Source organism: Pseudomonas sp. C32 (genome assembly GCF_030417915.1).
Taxonomy (GTDB): Bacteria; Pseudomonadota; Gammaproteobacteria; order Pseudomonadales; family Pseudomonadaceae; genus Aquipseudomonas.
The window spans coordinates 384,378-404,125 of record NZ_JAUHUK010000001.1 but is presented as its reverse complement, the minus strand read 5'-3'; the positions used below and the strand labels follow the sequence as shown (position 1 = coordinate 404,125).

General features: G+C 59.2%; 12 protein-coding genes. 9 read left to right on the top strand and 3 right to left on the bottom strand.

Annotated features, from left to right (window positions below):
• The first annotated feature begins 125 nt into the window (after positions 1 to 125).
• From QYH43_RS01835 to QYH43_RS01800, 8 genes are all read left to right on the top strand, one after another.
• Positions 126 to 1,751: a glucan biosynthesis protein D gene (locus QYH43_RS01835; RefSeq protein WP_301156061.1), complete on the top strand. Its 1,626-nt coding sequence runs from the start codon at positions 126 to 128 to the stop codon at positions 1,749 to 1,751.
• A gap of 366 nt (positions 1,752 to 2,117) precedes the next feature.
• The gene (locus QYH43_RS01830; RefSeq protein WP_095058663.1) at positions 2,118 to 3,032 is read left to right on the top strand and encodes a glutamate/aspartate ABC transporter substrate-binding protein; all 915 of its coding nucleotides are present in this window, start codon (positions 2,118 to 2,120) and stop codon (positions 3,030 to 3,032) included.
• 194 nt (positions 3,033 to 3,226) lie between these two features.
• Complete coding sequence (locus QYH43_RS01825) at positions 3,227 to 3,973, top strand: amino acid ABC transporter permease (RefSeq protein ID WP_053162189.1); 747 nt, start codon at positions 3,227 to 3,229, stop codon at positions 3,971 to 3,973.
• Positions 3,973 to 4,644 (top strand): ABC transporter permease subunit, encoded by a 672-nt coding sequence (locus QYH43_RS01820; RefSeq protein WP_095058662.1) that lies wholly within the window; start codon positions 3,973 to 3,975, stop codon positions 4,642 to 4,644. The genes QYH43_RS01825 and QYH43_RS01820 overlap by 1 nt, the downstream gene beginning before the upstream one ends.
• Positions 4,641 to 5,375 (top strand): amino acid ABC transporter ATP-binding protein, encoded by a 735-nt coding sequence (locus tag QYH43_RS01815; protein ID WP_007975082.1) that lies wholly within the window; start codon positions 4,641 to 4,643, stop codon positions 5,373 to 5,375. Before QYH43_RS01820 ends, QYH43_RS01815 begins: the two co-directional genes overlap by 4 nt.
• A 156-nt stretch (positions 5,376 to 5,531) precedes the next feature.
• Positions 5,532 to 7,427: a sensor histidine kinase gene (locus QYH43_RS01810; protein WP_095058661.1), complete on the top strand. Its 1,896-nt coding sequence runs from the start codon at positions 5,532 to 5,534 to the stop codon at positions 7,425 to 7,427.
• Positions 7,424 to 8,752: a sigma-54 dependent transcriptional regulator gene (locus tag QYH43_RS01805; RefSeq protein ID WP_095058660.1), complete on the top strand. Its 1,329-nt coding sequence runs from the start codon at positions 7,424 to 7,426 to the stop codon at positions 8,750 to 8,752. The genes QYH43_RS01810 and QYH43_RS01805 overlap by 4 nt, the downstream gene beginning before the upstream one ends.
• A 158-nt stretch (positions 8,753 to 8,910) precedes the next feature.
• Entirely contained in the window at positions 8,911 to 14,160 is a 5,250-nt protein-coding gene (locus QYH43_RS01800; protein WP_095151978.1) for a DUF6543 domain-containing protein, read from the top strand.
• 44 nt (positions 14,161 to 14,204) lie between these two features.
• Here the strand turns inward: QYH43_RS01800 and QYH43_RS01795 are convergent, their stop codons facing one another.
• The 3 genes from QYH43_RS01795 to metE form a co-directional block, all read right to left on the bottom strand.
• Entirely contained in the window at positions 14,205 to 14,870 is a 666-nt protein-coding gene (locus QYH43_RS01795) for a DsbA family oxidoreductase (protein ID WP_095151977.1), read from the bottom strand.
• A gap of 181 nt (positions 14,871 to 15,051) precedes the next feature.
• Complete coding sequence (locus tag QYH43_RS01790) at positions 15,052 to 16,086, bottom strand: alpha/beta hydrolase (RefSeq protein ID WP_095151976.1); 1,035 nt, start codon at positions 16,084 to 16,086, stop codon at positions 15,052 to 15,054.
• Between the two features lie 210 nt (positions 16,087 to 16,296).
• Complete coding sequence (gene metE / locus QYH43_RS01785; RefSeq protein ID WP_301156055.1) at positions 16,297 to 18,609, bottom strand: 5-methyltetrahydropteroyltriglutamate--homocysteine S-methyltransferase; 2,313 nt, start codon at positions 18,607 to 18,609, stop codon at positions 16,297 to 16,299.
• Positions 18,610 to 18,716: 107 nt separating this feature from the next.
• Here metE and metR point away from each other — a divergent pair, with 107 nt between their 5' ends.
• Complete coding sequence (gene metR / locus QYH43_RS01780) at positions 18,717 to 19,634, top strand: transcriptional regulator MetR (protein ID WP_095058655.1); 918 nt, start codon at positions 18,717 to 18,719, stop codon at positions 19,632 to 19,634.
• The last annotated feature ends 114 nt before the right edge of the window (positions 19,635 to 19,748 follow it).

Sequence of the window (19,748 nt, the reverse complement as noted above, 5' to 3'; positions counted from 1 at the left end):
CGGTTTAAGCTGTTGGGCATCTGTTTAAAAGTCCGTTGTGTTTGGCCGAAGGCATGTCCGAACCGATATTTCTGATCCAGCACGTGCCAGGAACGGCGCGGGATTGTTCACGACAGGTTGTATTTATGCATCGCAGGAATTTGCTCAAAGCGTCCATGGCCATTGCGGCTTACACCGGTCTTTCGGCCACCGGTCTGCTGGCCGCCCGGGCCTGGGCCGCGTCTGACACCGCCGATGGCGAGGCCAAGGCCTTTGATTTCGAAGCGCTGAAAGTGCAGGCCAAGCAACTGGCCAGCAATCGCTATCAGGACACCAAACAGGTGCTGCCGCCGACGCTGGCGACCATGACCCCGCAGAACTTCAATGCGATCCGCTACGACGGCAATCATTCGTTGTGGAAGGACCTCAAGGGCCAACTGGACGTGCAGTTCTTCCACGTCGGCATGGGTTTCAAGCAACCGGTGCGCATGTACAGCGTCGATCCGAAAACCCGGATGGCCCGCGAGGTGCATTTCCGTCCTTCGCTGTTCAACTATGAAAACACCACGGTCGATACCGCGCAGCTCAAGGGTGACTTGGGTTTCTCGGGTTTCAAACTGTTCAAGGCCCCGGAGCTGGACAAGCACGATGTGGTGTCCTTCCTCGGCGCCAGCTATTTCCGTGCGGTGGACGCCACTGGCCAATATGGCCTGTCGGCTCGTGGCCTGGCCATCGACACTTACGCCAAGAAGCGTGAAGAATTCCCCGATTTCACCAAGTTCTGGTTCGAGACGCCGGACAAGAACAGCACCCGCTTCGTGGTCTACGCCCTGCTCGACTCGCCGAGTGCCACCGGCGCTTATCGCTTTGATATCGATTGCCAGGCCGAACGCGTGGTGATGGAGGTCGACGCCCACGTCAATGCGCGTACTGCCATCGATCAACTGGGCATCGCGCCGATGACCAGCATGTTCAGCTGCGGCACCCACGAGCGCCGGATGTGCGACACCATTCACCCGCAAATCCATGACTCGGATCGACTGGCCATGTGGCGCGGCAACGGCGAGTGGATCTGCCGCCCGCTGAACAACCCGGCCACGTTGCAGTTCAACGCTTTCGCCGACAAAGACCCGAAAGGCTTCGGCCTGGTGCAGACCGATCACGAATTCGCCAGCTATCAGGACACGGTCGACTGGTACAGCCGCCGTCCGAGCCTGTGGGTCGAGCCCACCACCGCGTGGGGCGAAGGCTCGATCGACCTGCTGGAAATCCCTACCACCGGCGAAACCATGGACAACATCGTCGCCTTCTGGACACCGAAAAAACCGGTGGCCGCCGGCGATTCGCTGAACTACGGCTACAAGCTCTACTGGAGCGCATTGCCGCCGGTCAGCACGCCACTGGCGCGGGTGCAGGCGACCCGTTCGGGGATGGGCGGTTTCACCGAGGGCTGGGCGCCGGGCGAACACTATCCACCGGTCTGGGCGCGACGCTTTGCCGTGGACTTCAACGGCGGCGGCCTGGACCGCCTGCCGGAAGGGACGGGCATCGAGCCGGTCGTGACCTGCTCGAACGGCGAGGTCAAGGATTTCTGCATTCTGAAACTCGACGACATCAAGGGCTACCGCATCCTGTTTGACTGGTACCCGACCAACGACAGCGTCGAGCCCGTCGAGCTGCGTCTGTTCATCCGTACCAATGACCGCACGTTAAGTGAAACCTGGTTGTACCAGTACTTCCCGCCAGCGCCGGACAAACGCAAATATCCGTGACTGTCACCCCGTAGGAACCGGCTTGCTGCGAGCGGCGTTCCGACGATGGCGACCTCGAGAGCGCTATCGCCAGCAAGCCGGCTCCTACGAAAAGCAATGCATGACACGTCATCATTCGGTTTTCCGAACGCGACCTGCCGGTCGGTTCGGTTAACCGGATCTTTCAATCGGAATATCAGCGCCATAAAAATTTAATTTCCTTATTAATCAATGCTTTGACCATTTCAGACTGGTCTGGCACGAGTCATGCTCTACACTTCTTCGATGAATGACCTTTGCGCACACACTCAATAGCGCTCAGGTAGCTGCAGCACAAAAGGGCCGGTGAACTGGCTCCATAAAAAAAACAATGTCGAGGAAAATTTGATGCGCATCGTTCCCCATATCCTGGGCGCAGCCATTGCTGCCGCTCTGATCAGCACGCCAGTTTTCGCCGCCGAACTCACCGGCACCCTGAAGAAGATCAAAGAGTCCGGCACCATCACCCTGGGCCATCGCGACGCTTCCATTCCGTTTTCCTACATTGCAGACGCTTCCGGCAAACCGGTCGGCTACTCCCACGACATCCAGCTGAAAGTCGTCGAAGCCATCAAAAAAGACCTGGACATGCCCAACCTCCAGGTCAAATACAACCTGGTGACTTCGCAAACCCGTATCCCGCTGGTGCAGAACGGCACCGTGGACCTCGAGTGCGGTTCCACCACCAACAACGTCGAGCGTCAGCAGCAAGTTGACTTCTCCGTCGGCATCTTCGAAATCGGTACCCGTCTGCTGTCCAAGGCAGACTCCAAGTACAAGGATTTCGACGACCTGAAAGGCAAGAACGTCGTGACCACCGCTGGCACCACGTCCGAGCGCATCCTCAAGGCGATGAACGCCGACAAGCAGATGGGCATGAACGTCATCTCCGCCAAAGACCATGGCGAGTCCTTCCAGATGCTGGAAACCGGCCGTGCCGTGGCCTTCATGATGGACGACGCCCTGCTGGCCGGTGAAGCGGCCAAGGCCAAGAAAGCCAGTGACTGGGCCGTGACCGGCACGCCACAGTCGTACGAAATCTACGGCTGCATGGTGCGCAAAGGCGACGAGCCGTTCAAAAAGGCTGTGGATGACGCCATCAAGGCCACCTACGCATCGGGCGAGATCAACAAGATCTACGAAAAATGGTTCATGCAGCCAATCCCGCCAAAAGGCCTGAACCTGAACTTCCCGATGAGCGACGAGCTCAAGGCCCTTATCGCCAATCCGACTGATAAAGCGGCTGACGACAAGAAGTCCTGATTTCTGACTAACCTTATCTCCTGAGAGGGCCTGCGTCCTTTCAGGAGGTTGTCACTCCCTGCTGGCATTTCTGGAAACACTCGGACCGGTGGCTGTCGAGCCGATCGTGTGTGCCTGATCTTCAAGGTTCAGGCGGGAACGGAGCTTCCCCCAAGCGGGCATTTGTATATCGATCGATCTGAGGGGAGACCCTAATGAATTACAACTGGGACTGGGGCGTGTTCTTCAAGTCCACCGGCGTGGGCAGCGAGACCTATCTCGACTGGTACGTGACCGGTCTGGCGTGGACCATCGGCATCGCCATCGCGGCCTGGATCATCGCCCTGACACTGGGTTCGATCCTGGGCGTCATGCGTACCGTGCCGAACCGCATCGTATCGGGCATCGCCACCTGCTACGTCGAACTCTTCCGTAACGTGCCGCTGCTGGTTCAGCTGTTCATCTGGTACTTCCTGGTACCTGACCTGCTGCCGGCCGACTTGCAAGAGTGGTACAAGCAGGATCTGAACCCGACCACCTCGGCCTTCCTCAGCGTCGTCGTGTGCCTGGGCCTGTTCACTACCGCCCGCGTTTGCGAACAGGTGCGCACCGGTATCCAGGCGCTGCCAAAAGGCCAGGAATCCGCGGCCCGCGCCATGGGTTTCAAGCTGCCACAGATCTACTGGAACGTGCTGCTGCCCCAGGCCTACCGGATCATCATTCCGCCACTTACCTCGGAATTCCTGAACGTCTTCAAGAACACCTCCGTGGCCTCGCTGATCGGTTTGATGGAATTGCTCGCGCAAACCAAACAGACCGCCGAGTTCTCCGCCAACCTGTTCGAAGCCTTCACCCTGGCCACGCTGATCTACTTCACCCTGAACATGAGCCTGATGTTGCTGATGCGTCTGGTCGAGAAGAAAGTCGCCGTACCGGGCCTGATTTCCGTAGGGGGTAAATGATGGAATTCGACTTCTCGGGCATCATCCCGTCCCTGCCGGGTCTGTGGAACGGCATGGTCATGACCCTCAAGCTGATGGTCATGGGCGTGATCGGCGGGATCATCCTCGGCACTATCCTGGCGCTGTGCCGTCTGTCGCACAACAAACTGCTGTCGAACCTGGCCGGCGCCTACGTTAACTACTTCCGCTCGATCCCGTTGCTGCTGGTGATCACCTGGTTCTACCTGGCGGTACCCTTCGTGCTGCGCTGGATCACTGGCGAAGACACGCCGATCGGCGCGTTCGCCTCCTGCATCGTGGCGTTCATGATGTTCGAAGCGGCGTACTTCTGCGAAATCGTCCGTGCCGGTGTGCAGTCGATCCCCAAGGGCCAGATGGGCGCTGCCCAGGCGCTGGGCATGACGTACGGCCAGATGATGCGCCTGATCATCCTGCCGCAAGCGTTCCGCAAGATGACACCGCTGTTGCTGCAACAGAGCATCATCCTGTTTCAGGACACCTCGCTGGTCTACGCCGTCGGCCTGGTGGACTTCCTCAATGCTTCGCGCGCCAGTGGCGACATCATTGGCCGCTCCAATGAGTTCCTGATTTTCGCGGGTCTCGTGTACTTCATCATCAGCTTTTCCGCCTCGCTGCTGGTCAAGCGTCTGCAAAAAAGGTTCGCCGTATGATCTCTATCAAAAGCATCAACAAGTGGTATGGGGACTTCCAGGTACTGACTGATTGCAGCACCGAGGTCAAAAAAGGTGAAGTGATCGTGGTATGCGGGCCATCCGGTTCCGGCAAATCGACCCTGATCAAGTGCGTCAACGCGCTGGAACCGTTCCAGAAAGGCGACATCGTGGTCGACGGCACGTCCATCGCCGACCCGAAGACCAACCTGCCGAAACTGCGTTCGCGCGTGGGCATGGTGTTCCAGCATTTCGAGCTGTTCCCGCACCTGACCATCACCGAGAACCTGACCATCGCGCAGATCAAGGTGTTGGGCCGTAGCAAGGAAGAAGCCACCAAGAAAGGCCTGCAACTGCTCGAGCGCGTCGGTCTGTCGGCCCACGCCCACAAGCACCCGGGCCAACTGTCCGGTGGTCAACAACAGCGTGTGGCGATTGCCCGTGCGCTGGCGATGGACCCGATCGTCATGCTGTTCGACGAACCGACCTCGGCGCTCGACCCGGAAATGGTCAACGAAGTGCTGGACGTGATGGTGCAACTGGCCCACGAAGGCATGACCATGATGTGCGTGACCCACGAAATGGGCTTCGCCCGTAAAGTGGCCGACCGCGTGATCTTCATGGACGCCGGCAAGATCATCGAAGACTGCAAGAAAGAGGAGTTCTTCGGCGACATCAGCCACCGCGCCGAGCGTACACAGCACTTCCTCAACAAAATTCTGCAGCACTAAGAAACACACCGCTCCCTGTAGGAGCCAGCTTGCTGGCGATGGCGGTGGTCCAGACGACATCAATGTCCGGGACATCGTCATCGCCAGCAAGCCGGCTCCTACAAGGGTCGGCGGTGGCTTGCAGATTTGTGTGGTGGTTGACCCAAGGCATCTGTGATGAAATGCGACCCCAATCTTTATCGCGCAGCGCCGCCATCACTCGCCGTGAAACCCCGTCTTGTTCGACAGCTGTTCCTGCCGCCGCTGATCATCGCGCTGATGATCGGATTGGGTTACATCGGCTTCTGGGTCAGTGAGCGCTACGGCATCCGCAGCCTCAGCGAAAACGGCCAGCGTCAGCTTGAGCTGCACGCCCGCGCCGTCGAAAGCGAAATCAGCAAATACACCTACCTGCCCAGCCTGCTCGAACTCGAAACCAGTGTTTCGCAGTTGCTGGCCGACCCGACCCCGGAACACCGGCAAACGGTCAACGATTACCTCGAGGGCCTGAACCGGCGCAGCCGCAGTCGGGCCATCTACGTCATGGACACCACCGGTCGCGTCATGGCCACCAGCAACTGGCGCGACTTCGACAGTTATCTGGGTGAAGACCTGTCCTTCCGTGCCTATTTCCAGAGCGCCATACGCGGTCAGCCAGGACGCTTTTACGGCATTGGCAGCACCAACGGCGAGCCCGGTTACTACCTGGCCCATGGCCTGGAAGAACACGGCAAGATCATCGGCGTCGCCGTGGTCAAGGTTCGCCTCGAAGCCATGGAAGAACGCTGGCAGCGAGCGCGCCTGGAAGCCTTCGTCAGTGACGAGAACGGCATCATCATTCTCTCCAGCGATCCGGCCCGCCGCTTGAAGTCCGTGGTGCCGCTGAGCGATGAAACCAAAGAGAAACTGGCCCGTAGCCTGCAGTACTACTGGTTCCCGCTCAACGAACTGCAACCGCTGGCCCGGGAAACCCTGTCCGAGGGCGTGGAGAAACTGACTTTCCCGGCCAACAGCGAACTGGTGTCCGACGATGAGAACATCAGCTATCTGTCGCAAACCCGGCCGTTGAGCGACACGCCGTGGAATTTCACCCTGCTGACGCCGCTGCAGGATTTGCGCCGCGAAGCGATCAACCAAGGGATTCTGGTGGCGGTGGCGTTTGCCCTCCTCGCCTTTCTGTTGATCGCCTGGAATGAGCGGCGCAAGGTGATCGCCACCCGCTTAGCGGCCCGTGAAGCCTTGCAGGAAGCCAACAATCAACTGGAGCGTCGGATTACCGAACGCACCGTCGACCTGCGCGCCAGCAACGAACGGCTCAAGGGTCAGATCCGCGAACGGCGCCACGCCGAAGAGACTTTGCGCCACGCCCAGGATGAACTGGTGCAGGCCGGAAAACTCGCGGCCATCGGCCAGATGTCCACCAGCATCGCCCATGAACTGAACCAGCCGCTGGCGGCGCTGCGTACGCTGTCCGGCAACACCGTGCGCTTCCTCGAGCGCGGGCAACTGGACGTGGCCAGCACCAACCTCAAGACCATCAATGAACTGATCGACCGCATGGGCCGCATCACCGCGAGCCTGCGCTCCTTTGCGCGACGCGGTGACGACAAGGGCCAGGCTTGCCTGGGCAAAGGTGTTGACGCGGCACTGCAATTGCTCGATGGGCGGATGAAACACACCCATCTGCACCGTCATTTCGAAGCGGTGCAGGTCCGGATCGATCAAACTCGTCTTGAGCAGATTCTGGTCAACCTGATCGGCAACGCCCTCGATGCCATGCTGGCCCAGCCACAACCTGAGCTGTGGCTCGAAGGTGAAGAATTCGATGGCAAATACCGCCTGCGTGTTCGCGACAACGGCCACGGCATCGACGCCGAAACGCGCAAGCATCTGTTCGAACCGTTTTTCACCACCAAACCCGGCGAACAAGGCCTGGGCCTTGGCCTGACCCTTTCGGCGAGCCTGGCCGCCGCCACCGGTGGACACCTGGGTGTCGAGCACCCGGCCAGTGGCGGTACCGCATTCGTCCTCAGTTTACCGTTGGTAAGCCCCACTCCCGCGAAGCCAATATGAACAACGACCTTAGTGTATTGATCGTCGAAGACGATCCCCATGTGCTGCTCGGCTGCCAACAGGCGCTGACCCTGGAAGACATTCCCTGCATTGGCGTGGGCAGTGCCGAAGAAGCCCTTGAGCGCGTCGGCGACAACTTTGCCGGCATCGTCATCAGCGACATTCGCTTGCCGGGCATCGATGGCCTGGAACTGCTCGGCCGGCTCAAGGAGCGTGATCGCAGCCTGCCGGTGGTGCTGATTACCGGCCACGGCGACATTTCCATGGCCGTCGGCGCGATGCAGAAAGGCGCCTACGATTTCATGGAGAAACCGTTTTCTCCGGAACGTCTGGTGGACGTGGCCCGTCGTGCCCTGGAACAACGCAGCCTGGCGCGGGAAGTCTCGTCCCTGCGGCGGCAATTGGCCGAGCGCGACTCGCTCGAAGGCCGGATCATCGGCCGTTCACCGGCCATGCAGAAACTGCGCGAGTTGATCGCCAACGTCGCCGACACCTCGGCCAACGTCTTGATCGAAGGCGAAACCGGCACCGGCAAAGAACTGGTCGCCCGCTGCCTGCACGATTTCAGTCGCCGCCACAGCAAACAGTTCGTCGCGTTGAACTGCGGCGGCCTGCCGGAAAACCTGTTCGAAAGCGAAATTTTCGGCCACGAAGCCAACGCCTTCACCGGCGCCGGCAAACGGCGGATCGGCAAGATCGAACACGCCGACGGCGGCACGCTGTTCCTCGACGAAGTGGAAAGCATGCCCCTGCCCTTGCAGATCAAATTGCTGCGGGTGTTGCAGGAGCGCACCCTCGAACGCCTCGGCTCGAACCAGAGCGTAGCGGTGGATTGCCGAGTGATTGCCGCGACCAAGTCAGACCTCGACGAATCGAGCAAGGCCGGCGAGTTCCGCAGCGATCTGTATTACCGCCTCAACGTGGTGACCCTGGAACTGCCGCCGCTGCGCGAGCGTCGCGAAGACATCCTGCAACTGTTCGAGTATTTCTTGCAGCAGTCGTCCCTGCGCTTCGACCGGATCGCACCGGAGCTGGACAACCAGACCGTGTCGAACCTGATGAGCCACGACTGGCCGGGCAACGTGCGCGAACTGCGCAACGTCGCCGAGCGTTTTGCCCTGGGCCTGCCGGCGTTCAAAAAGCCCGGTGCTGGCGGCAGCACTCATGGCCTGGCCTTCGCCGAAGCGGTGGAAGCGTTCGAACGCAATTTGCTCGGCGATGCCTTGCAACGCAGCGGCGGCAACCTCACGCAAGCGAGCCAGGAACTGGGCATGGCCAAGACCACTCTGTTCGACAAGGTAAAGAAGTACGGGTTGAGTCACTGAACGAGCGGATTCTCAACGCACCGTATTCACGCCACAGTGGCCGTCATGAATTGATCCACACCCCATAACTATGTACCGCCAGCACTGAAAGCGTCGCTCTTCTAATGACAGCAACGCCGGGGTTTCCCGGCCTTCCTGTCATTTGGAGCCTCCACATCATGCTTGACTCCGTTCACCCAGCGCCGGTCGACTTCGACCTCCTGCCCTCCCTCGAATCGCCTCCCACCGACCACTGCCTGTTCCTCATCGCCTGCGAACGCCTGGAGGACAGTCGCCGACGCATGCTCGAACTCGTGGCGCAACGCCATACGGACATCGAGCCCCCGCGCATCGACGCGTACTGGCGTGAGCGCGCCCCCGGCACAGCGGTGTCGCGAAAGGATCTGGCTAGCGAATTGTACCGCCAGCATTTCGAAGCAGCCTGTCAGCTGGCTTTTGCCGAGGGACGTCTGAATGTCGAGCAGATGAACGTGCTGCTGGCCATCATCGATCCACCAACCGAAGGCCTGAGGCTTGGCGACCGTACAATCTATGCCGAACAGTTGGCCCTGCAACGGGCTGACAATTCTCGCGCAATATCCGGCGCACTCGTCATCACGGTCGATATGGATCAACCCGTCACCCAGTTTTTGTATTTGCCTGCCCAGCAACCGGCATTAACGGTTTTTGAACAGCGCAGCCAGATGGAAACCTGGCTGCTGCAATATCAGCACCTTGCCGTCGTCTCAACGCAACACGAACAGGTGTTGGTTCACTACACCGCGCTGACTGATTCGCCATTGACGGCGGGGGTCGAACAACTGATTGCGAGCCCGGCGGTGACACTTCTGTCTGGCGCGCCTCCTGCACCACTCGCAGACAGTAAAGAGGTGGAGCCACTCGACGAGACGATCTCACTCTTTGGACTGCTGAACCCGGATATCCCCTTGAGCACCCGCAGACTCAGCCTGGCCCGGCAACGAACGGCGATAGAAGCCCTTTTTCGAGACAGCCTGTGGAATGTCACAGATGACCCCCGCCAGCTGAAATTCAAACAGTCGCTCGATGCGCTGGCAGCAGCCGAACAGGCCAGCCAATCGGCTGCTTCCAGGCTGCTGAATGCCAGGGATGGTCTGCGCATGCTCGAATTGCGGCAAAAACCCAATGAACATTACAGCGCCCTATATCAGGCGCGGTTGGCGGGCCTGCGCGCCGAATCGGACATCCAGTTGTTGTTGAGTCAGATCAGCACCGAGGAGCACGGGATGCTTCAGGCGATTCTCGATCATTCGGATAAAACGCAACGTAGTGCGCCGGTGGTGGTTTTCAGCCTGACCCTCACCTGCCTGAACCACGAGGGAGAAAACACACAACTGCAATCGCGGGAGCTGGAAGGTGTATTGCTCATCGCCCATCCCTCCCTCCTGATTCCCTCCTCTGCACCGCAAAGCCTGCTGCTCTACTGGCCGGGTGAGCTCGGTGGTTTGCAGCGTTTTGCTTCACTGTCGGCGCTGGAGCGCGAGCTGTTCAAGATCACGCCCAATGACAGCGAGCGGGCGCTGCAGCTTTCGGAACAAACGTCAGACCCGTTCGAGCAAAGCCTGCAAAGTCAGCTCTACGCGTGCGAACAATTGGCGGCCAAGGTGATTGCCGACAACCCGGTACCCGCCCGCGCGCAGCACCGTCTGGCGCAAATGGAAAAGTTACGAGAACAAACTCTCACCGACCTGTGCGTTGCGACGCATGCGGCCCGAGACCAGGCCTACAGCCAGATTGTCGAGCAACATCACAGCGGTGTACTGGCGCAAAAACGCCCGCAATGGCTATCCACCCTGACAGACGCGCAGCGCGTTCGACTCAAGGCCATGACCCAGGCTTTCATCGCCGCGATGAAACGGTCTCAGGCGTTACTGGAACGCGAGTTGCCACATCGCAAGGACTTCATCGAAAAGCGCACGGCGGCTCGCCTGCGCCAGGACTTCTCGCTCGAACGTGACTTCGAGATAAAACTGGATCTGCCGGATTCGACCAGTTGGCGCAAAGTAGTCACCGACGGCGCGGCACCAGGCACTCCTCAGGAGCATATTCTGATTCCCAGCAAGAACCGCAGCACCGTATCCATCGCCGAGTTTGTGCTGAACAACATCGACCAATCGACATGGGACAGGTTGGGTTTCATGAAGGTTCTGGTTCAAGCGGACGACCCGATCGAGCGGCACATTCTGCAGACCGGCATCAAACAGCATTACTTGCGCGAAATCGTGCCTGATCTGAACCTGGCGCAAAAGTATGAGGACCTGATCTTCAGTACGTTCATGGGCGCTTCAACGGCCCCGGCGTTCGACAATGCCTATCGCCGCGAATGCCTGATCGAACCCTGGCGCCTGATGCTCAAACTGCAAGGCGAATGCGCCCTCGCACAACGACAGATCAATGCGAAGGGCCGCCAGATACTCGACATCGCCATTGACGCCGACAGTCGCCAAGCCTATGCCATCAATGGCATGAACATTTCACTGCTGCCAGTGAGCCTGACCGTCGGTGGTGCGGATACCCATCAGGAAGGCCCTGCCGGCTTGGCCGGTATCACTTTCATTCATGAACTGAATTCAGGTCTCACCCTGCTTTATCTGCCCGACAGTCCCGACGGCCAACTCCTCAGGCAATACACCAGCCTGGAACATGCCCGGCGCAGCCTGTTCAATCTGTGCCAGCAGACGTCCATGGTCGAATACCTGGCGGGACGCACCTTGCATGGCGACTTTGCGCGTCATGTCAGCCGTATCAACCAGTCAGTGCTGCGGCATTTCGATGCGTTGATCGGGGTCGGCCTGGCTTGGCCAGTGACAACATCGTTGGCAGCCCATCTGCTCAATACGCACATGGGTCGTTTGATCGAGGCCCATCGCTCGACTTCGCGGTCCAACAGGAAGCTGGCGCTGGAACACCATGCGCTGGCGTCCGGTGTGATGCTCAACTATCTGAAAATGGCGCTGGGGATGGTGCCCTTCGTCGGCAGCGCCATCGCTCTTTATGACGCCTGGGACAGCGCCAACCTGAGCGTTGCCGCGTTTTTGCGGGGTGATGTCGGCAACGGACTGGCGCAACTCGAATCGGTGTTGCTGTCACTGATCGACGCCGCAATGGACATACTGCCGGGTGGGAATGCCGCCCCCTCCGCCGCTCGCTCGCTCACCCGGCAGCGGCAACTGTCAGGGCTGGCGAGGAAGGCCGGTACGTTATCCCCCACTACGAAACGAAAGGCCCTGCGCACCGCAGAACGTTTCCAGGGTTACGAATATGAGCACGACCTTTCACTGAGCAATATTCGCCCTGGCAGCAGCGGCCTGTATCGCAACGTGTATCGCCATGAACTCGGCGATTTCATCGTCAGTCAGGGTCGGATCTATCGTGTTGAGCAGAGCGGCAATCCGTCATTTTGGCGCTTGAGCGGCAGCCGCAGCAGAAGCTACAAACAACCCATCGCTCTTGATGAAAACGGTAACTGGAATACGCATTTCGCCGTTTATGGCACGCTGATCGAAGGTGGCGGGCTCGGCGGTGGCGGGGTTCTCGGCCATCATCTGGCCGAGGGCCTCGACCCGCTCTGGCCCGCCGCGATCCGGCGATGGCTGCCGCGTTGGTGGACGGACGCGACATTTCGGCATCGACTGAGGCTGGTCAATTCCGTGGATGCGGACATGCGCCGACTGCAAACGCAAAGAACTGAAATCGAAGCCGAAATCATCGTTTACGAAACAAAAAAACCTGAAGCGCGCCGCGCTCTTCAGCCGGCACTGGAACGCAAATACGTCGACCAGATCGAGCTGGCGGAATCGAACTTCCAGGAATTGAACGAACTATTGCCCCTGACCAGTGGTGAAAATCACACCAAAGTCCAAAAGCTCCGAAGCTTCTGCGCGCAAACCATCTTTGATCGCACGTTAGACCGATTGCAGTTTGCCTTCGCGCGAATTGATTGGCGACTGGAGGAGATTAGTGACCTCCTCAAACTCACGGACGCCACCCCCGCCCACGAAACCCGCCAACATCTGGCCCTGCTGCAAAAACGAAAAGACATCCGCAAGCTCATCATGTTCGAGTTCGAGCAACGAGACCTGTATATCGAACGCCTTAGTGTCTGGAAGGAAAAAATACCCGGCAAGGCGTTGAAAACGGACACGACCAAAGTTGTGCAAGACTTGACCAGCGCTGATCGTGCCGCAACCGTCAGCTACCTTAAAACGGCACATGCCGTGAGAATCATCAACCGGTACGATGTTGTCAGTGATGAGTCCTGGTTCTTTTTTTATGTTCACCACTTGAAGGCACGCGACCACGTCGAACGCGCCCTGCGTACTCAATCCGATCTGCGCAGCGTAGTGAGCAATGTAAACCAGCACAACGCAATCCTTGAAGATTGCCTTGAGGCGTATGCGAAGTTTCGTCGACATCTGATGGCGGCGAATACGGGTTATTCCGAGTATATGGACGCCGGACAGGTCGCGATATTTCTCGGCTATCTTGCAGAGATGGAAGAGTATGCCCGCCGAGCCATCAAAAAACGTCCGGCAATCTCCAACACAAAATCTGCCCGCAAACTGTTCAAGACCGAGGACGACCAGTGGCTGATGGGGAAAGAAGTGGAGGCGTCTGAAACCGCCCCCAAGCATTTCGAGGTTGAAGGTATCGAAGGGCCCGTAGAAAGATGGCTGCCGCATCCCGACGGCAAATACCGTCTCTACCAACCCACCGTTTCTTCACCCGAGACGCCAACCGTGATCAACGTGAAACCCTGGCTGGCAGAAGCCGAAAATCGTCTCGATTCACAGGATGCCTATCGCAGCAAGGTCGAGGAGTATGCCCGACAGAACATGCTGCCGATCAATCTTGAGCACCTGATGACCAGCGAGGCCGAACAGTTGCGTGCACGTGCCGAGCGAATCAAAGCTGTGAAGCCACAAGACCCTGTCATCACGCGATTGACCGACAAGGCCAGAGAGCTGAATGACGCGGGTCGTGCCCTGCGCATCAAACAAACCATGAACAGCCAGACCCCCACGCAACAGTATCTGGACTATCTGGTTGAAATGGGGCTCAAGGACCAGAAGCTCATCGAGATTCGCAAGGTCGGCGACCTGAAAGATTTGGGGCGTGGTACGAATCGTCTTCGCGACTATCTGCAGGAATACGAAGTGCTCGATCTGACGCAGCCTTCGCCCACCCCATTGTGGTACGCCCATTTTCACTACAACTCGGCAAAGTCGACATTCGATGACTTCGTCAAAGCCCATTTGAAGCTGCCGCAGCAACGTAATCTGGGATTGAAGTGGCAACAGGCACAGACTGACAGCGGCGCACAGGTTGAATCCATCTGGCGCGGCGACATTGGCAAGTTACTGGCCAACAAACACTTTGCCGATCTATAAACCGGTACCAGCGGGGCGCGCCCCGCTGACTTGACCGCAAACCATCAGTTGACCGTCCCACCGTTCGCTTCAGCCATGATCTGCCGGATCGCCCTGACGAAACTCTCGACAGGTTGCCCGCCCGTCACCGCGTACTGCCCATTGAACACAACGGTGGGCACCGAACTCACCCCGCGAGACAGCCATAGCTGTTCTTCCTCGCGGGTTTCGTGGGCGAATTCGTCGCACGCCAGTATCGCTTCGGCGCGCTGGTGGTTCAGTCCCACACTGGCGGCAATATTCGCCAATTGCTCAGGATCGGACGGATTGCCGCCATCAGTGAAATACGCTTTGAACAACGCTTCCTTGAGTTGCAATTGCATACCTTCGAGCCCCGCCCAGTACAGCAGGCGATGAGCGTCGAACGTGTTGTAGATTCGGCTGTTGCCGTCGGTGCGAAACGCGAATCCCAATTCAGCGCCACGCTCGCGGATCATTTCGCGGTTCTTTTTCGATTGCTCGGGTGATGAGCCGTACTTTTCGCTGATGTGCTCGGTGATGTTCTGCCCTTCAGGCCCCATCTTCGGGTTCAGTTCGAACGGCTGAAAACGGATCTCGGCGCGGACTTCGTCACGCAAGATGTGCAAGGCTTTGGTCAGCCCATACAAACCCACGACGCACCAGGGGCAGGACACGTCGCTGACGAAATCGATTTTCAATGCAGTACTCATCACCCACCTCGCACGCTGGAAATGCACCGGAAAACCTGCACGATACACCCCGGATTACGAGTACGCAGCAGTTCCCCTGTAGGAGCGAGCTTGCTCGCGATGGCGACACATCAGTCAACATCATCATCGACTGACATACCGCTATCGCGAGCAAGCTAGCTCCTACAGTTGATCTTTGGTGTTAGAGGAGGTTGTGATCGGCCACTGGATCGATCTGTGCCCAGTGTGACGTGTCTTCGCGGTGAGCCCGTAAATACGGCAACACGGCTGCGAGCAATGGCGCCTTGAATGCCTCTTGAAACCTGTGGGCCAACCCCGGAATCAACTTCAGCTCACTGCCACGCAGATGCGCCGCCAGGTGCACGCCATGCATCACCGGCAACAACGGGTCCGCCGTGCCGTGCACCACCAGCGCCGGTACCCGCAACTGGTTGAGCAACGCCACCCGGCTCGGTTCGGCCAGGATCGCCATGATCTGCCGCTTCACGCCTTCGGGATTGAATGCCCGGTCATAGGATTGCGCGGCCTGTTCGAGCAGGGCCTGGCGATCATCGCTGATCGTCGGGCTGCCCAGCGCCGCCAGCAGATCGGCCTGTTGCTCCAGGGCCACTTGCCGGTTCGGCGCACCACGTCGTGCCAGCAATTGCAGCAGCGCCGCACTCGGTGCGGGCAAGCCTTCGGCGCCAGAACTGCTCATGATCAGGGTCAGGCTCTCGACCCGTTGTGGCGCCATGGCAGCCATGTGCTGAGCGATCATGCCGCCCATGCTTGCGCCCAGCACGTGGAATTGCTCGATGTGCAAGGCGTCCATCAGGCCCAGGCCATCGTCGGCCATGTCGGTCAATGAATACGGGGCCGAAACCGGCAATCCGAGTTTGTAGCGCAGGACTTCGAAAGTCAGGTTGGCCTCAGCCGGTGCGTGCCGCCAGGTCGACAGGCCGACATCGCGGTTGTCGTAGCGAATCACCCGAAAACCTTGCTGACACAACGCAACGACCACTTCGTCGGGCCAGTGAATCAACTGCCCGCCGAGGCCCATTACCAGCAGCAGTGCCGGGTCCGATTCACGGCCGATGCTCTGGTACGCCAGGCTCACCTGAGGCAGATCGACCCGCTCGGTCGCCACATTGACGTCACAACGAGCGGCCGCAAAAGTCGGAAGGTTAAACAACAACGCGGCCAGAAAGGCCGCTGTCGATAAAAATCGTGCACACATGACAAAACACCGAAACGCAGAACCCCAGTAGAGCGCGAGTCTGATGATGTTTGTTCAAGCGCGCTGCCACAGTTCCATGACAGTTTGATGAAGAGTGCCGGGCGGTCATTTTTTAAGACCGCGTTATCGCTCATCGCGAGCAGGCTCGCTCCCACAGGGTCTGGCATACGCCGTTAAATTGTAGGAGCAAGCTTGCTCGCGATGGCGTCCTCAAGCCAGTTGACTACGCAACTGCCGCGCCGCCGCCACCATGTTCACCAGCGCCGCTTCCGTTTCCGGCCAGGCGCGGGTTTTCAGGCCGCAGTCGGGGTTGACCCACAAGCGTTCGGCGGGGATACGCTGCACAGCTTTGCTCATCAACTTGACCATCTCGGCCGTGTCCGGCACCCGCGGCGAGTGGATGTCGTAGACGCCGGGGCCGATGTCATTCGGGTAATCGAACGCTTTAAAGGCCTCCAGCAGTTCCATGTCCGAACGCGAGGTTTCGATGGTGATCACGTCGGCGTCCATGTCGGCGATGGCCTTGATCACATCGTTGAATTCGCTGTAGCACATGTGGGTGTGGATCTGGGTTTCGTCACGCACACCGCTGGCGCTCAGGCGGAACGCTTCCACCGCCCAATCCAGATATGCCTGCCATTGCGCCCGGCGTAGCGGAAGGCCTTCGCGAAATGCTGCCTCATCGATTTGCACAACCTTGATCCCCGCGGCTTCCAGATCCACCACTTCGTCACGCAAGGCCAAAGCCAATTGTTGCGCCTGGATTTTGCGCGACACATCTTCACGGGGGAACGACCACATCAGCATGGTCACGGGACCGGTGAGCATGCCTTTCATGACCTTGCCGGTCTGCTGCTGGGCGTAGGTGATCCAGTCGACGGTCATGGCCTTCGGACGGCTCAGATCACCGTAGATGATCGCCGGTTTGACGCAGCGCGAACCGTAGCTCTGCACCCAGCCGAAACGGGTAAACAGATAGCCGTCCAGTTGCTCGGCGAAGTACTCGACCATGTCGTTGCGTTCGGCTTCACCGTGTACCAGCACGTCCAGGCCCAGGCGCTCCTGGATCTGCACGGCGTGGCGAATTTCGTGGCGCATGGCGTCGTTGTAGTCGTTGGCCGACAACCTGCCTTGCTTGAACGCCTGACGGGCGAGACGGATCGAGCCCGTCTGTGGAAACGAGCCAATGGTGGTCGTCGGGAACGCAGGTAATTTCAAGCGCGCACGCTGCTGTTCGATGCGCAGGGCGAAGGGCGATTGACGCTGGCTGTCCCTGGCGCTGATCGCCTTGATCCGCGCCTGCACCTGGGCTTTGTGGATACGCGGCGACTGCGCGCGGCTGGCCTGGATGGCGCGGCTTTCAGACAACGCTTTCTGAACATGGGCGGCTTGCGGATCGTTCAGCGCATCGCGCAACACGGCAATTTCGCCACACTTCTGCACCGCAAACGCCAACCAGCTTTTCAGTTCCGGATCGAGGTGATCTTCACGGCGCAGATCCACCGGGCTGTGCAGCAGCGAACAGGAACTGCTGACCCACAGGTTGTCGCCAAACCGCTCCTGCGCCGGTTGCAGTTGCGCCAGCGCTTGCTCCAGTTCACAACGCCAGACGTTGCGGCCGTTGACCAAACCCACCGAAAGAATCTTGTAGGTCGGCAAACGATCCAGCACCTGGCCGAGTTGATCCGGCGCACGCACCGCGTCGATGTGCAGGCCTTGCACCGGCAGGCTCACGGCCAGGCCGAGGTTGTCTTCCAGGCCACTGAAGTAGGTCGCCACGAGTTTTTTCAGCGGCGAATACTGAAGGATGTGATAAGCGCGTTCGAACGCACTTTTCCACGCTTGCGGCAGGTCGAGGGTCAGGATCGGCTCGTCGATCTGCACCCATTCCACGCCTTGTGCAGCGAGGCGATTGAGGATTTCGTTGTACACCGGCAGCAGGTGTTCGAGCAGGTCGAGTTTGTCGAAATCGTTGCCCTTGGCCTTGCCCAGCCACAGATAGGTCAATGGACCGATGATCACCGGCTTGACGTTATGGCCCAAGGCTTTGGCTTCGTCGACTTCGTCGAACAGTTGTTCCCAGCTCAGTTTGAATTGCTGGTCAGCGCTGAACTCCGGGACCAGGTAGTGGTAGTTGGTGTCGAACCATTTGGTCAGTTCTTGTGCATATTGCGCTGTGCCGTGTTCGCCACCGCAGCAAGTCGATGTGGCGCCACGGGCCATGGCGAACAGGGTGGCTAGGGTCGGACGGCCATCGGCATCTTTAGTGTTGTCGAAACGCTCGGGGATTACGCCGAACGTCAGCGAATGGGTCAGCACCTGGTCGTACCAGGCAAAGTCACCCACCGGCAACAGGTCGATGCCGGCCCCCTTCTGCAATTGCCAGTGCATGGCGCGCAGTTGGCGGCCGACGCGATTCAGGCTGTCCTGATCAATGTCACCCTTCCAGTTGGCTTCGAGGGCTTTTTTCAGTTCGCGGTCGGCGCCGATGCGCGGGAAACCAAGGGTGTGGGCCAAAGCCATGGTGAGATGCTCCCTGTAATGATGGCGCTATTGTCGACAGCCAAACCAACATGAGACAAACTCAACCTTTTCGTGTTGATCACAAGTTTTCCTCATGGAGCTCCCCGGTGCTTGAAATCCGTCACCTCAAGACCCTGCACGCCTTGCGCGAAGCCGACAGCCTGGTGGACGCCGCCGACCGCCTGCACCTGACGCAGTCGGCCCTGTCCCACCAGTTCAAGGAACTGGAGGAGCGCATGGGCATGCAGCTGTTTGTGCGCAAGACCAAACCGGTGCGTTTCACCAGCGCCGGTTTGCGTCTGCTGCAACTGGCCGATGCCACCCTGCCGCTGCTGCGAGCGGCCGAGCGCGACATCAGCCGTCTGGCCGGTGGCACTGCCGGGCGCCTGCACATGGCCATCGAATGCCACAGTTGCTTCCAATGGCTGATGCCGACCATCGACCAGTTCCGCGATGCCTGGCCGGAAGTCGAGCTGGACTTGGCGTCGGGCTTCTCTTTCGCGCCGCTGCCGGCCCTGGCCCGGGGTGATCTGGACCTGGTGGTGACGTCCGACCCGGTGGATCTGGTTGGCATTACCTATGTGCCACTGTTCACCTATGAAGCGATGCTCGCGGTGGCCAACCAACACAAATTGGCGAGCAAGGCCTACATCGTTCCCGAAGATTTGCTCACCGAGACCTTGATCACTTACCCGGTAGAACGGGATCGCCTGGATATCTTCACCCGCTTCCTGGAGCCGGCCGACATCGAACCGGCCCAGGTCCGCACTTCGGAACTGACGGTGATGATGATGCAGTTGGTGGCCAGCGGTCGCGGCGTGTGCGGCATGCCCCATTGGGCGCTGCATGAATACAGTTCACGGGGTTATGTGAAGGCCAAGCGGCTGGGCGAGAAAGGCTTGTTTGCGACGCTGTATGCGGGGATCCGCGCCGACATGCTGGATGCGCCGTACATGCGCGATTTCCTGCTGACGGCCAAGGACACATCGTTTTCGACACTCGATGGTGTCAGCGCCGTTCGTTAAAGCAATACATCCCCCTGTAGGAGCGAGCTTGCTCGCGATAGCGGTCTGACATTCAACCTCTTCACTGACTGACACACCGCCATCGCGAGCAAGCTCGCTCCTACAGGGGATTGT

What these genes read in the sequence shown, in the direction of transcription:
- QYH43_RS01835 (WP_301156061.1), top strand. Translation starts at nt 126, where the DNA reads ATGCATCGCAGGAATTTGCTCAAAGCGTCCATGGCCATTGCGGCTTAC.
- QYH43_RS01830 (WP_095058663.1), top strand. Translation starts at nt 2,118, where the DNA reads ATGCGCATCGTTCCCCATATCCTGGGCGCAGCCATTGCTGCCGCTCTG.
- QYH43_RS01825 (WP_053162189.1), top strand. Translation starts at nt 3,227, where the DNA reads ATGAATTACAACTGGGACTGGGGCGTGTTCTTCAAGTCCACCGGCGTG.
- QYH43_RS01820 (WP_095058662.1), top strand. Translation starts at nt 3,973, where the DNA reads ATGGAATTCGACTTCTCGGGCATCATCCCGTCCCTGCCGGGTCTGTGG.
- QYH43_RS01815 (WP_007975082.1), top strand. Translation starts at nt 4,641, where the DNA reads ATGATCTCTATCAAAAGCATCAACAAGTGGTATGGGGACTTCCAGGTA.
- QYH43_RS01810 (WP_095058661.1), top strand. Translation starts at nt 5,532, where the DNA reads ATGAAATGCGACCCCAATCTTTATCGCGCAGCGCCGCCATCACTCGCC.
- QYH43_RS01805 (WP_095058660.1), top strand. Translation starts at nt 7,424, where the DNA reads ATGAACAACGACCTTAGTGTATTGATCGTCGAAGACGATCCCCATGTG.
- QYH43_RS01800 (WP_095151978.1), top strand. Translation starts at nt 8,911, where the DNA reads ATGCTTGACTCCGTTCACCCAGCGCCGGTCGACTTCGACCTCCTGCCC.
- QYH43_RS01795 (WP_095151977.1), bottom strand. Translation starts at nt 14,870, where the DNA reads ATGAGTACTGCATTGAAAATCGATTTCGTCAGCGACGTGTCCTGCCCC.
- QYH43_RS01790 (WP_095151976.1), bottom strand. Translation starts at nt 16,086, where the DNA reads ATGTGTGCACGATTTTTATCGACAGCGGCCTTTCTGGCCGCGTTGTTG.
- metE (WP_301156055.1), bottom strand. Translation starts at nt 18,609, where the DNA reads ATGGCTTTGGCCCACACCCTTGGTTTCCCGCGCATCGGCGCCGACCGC.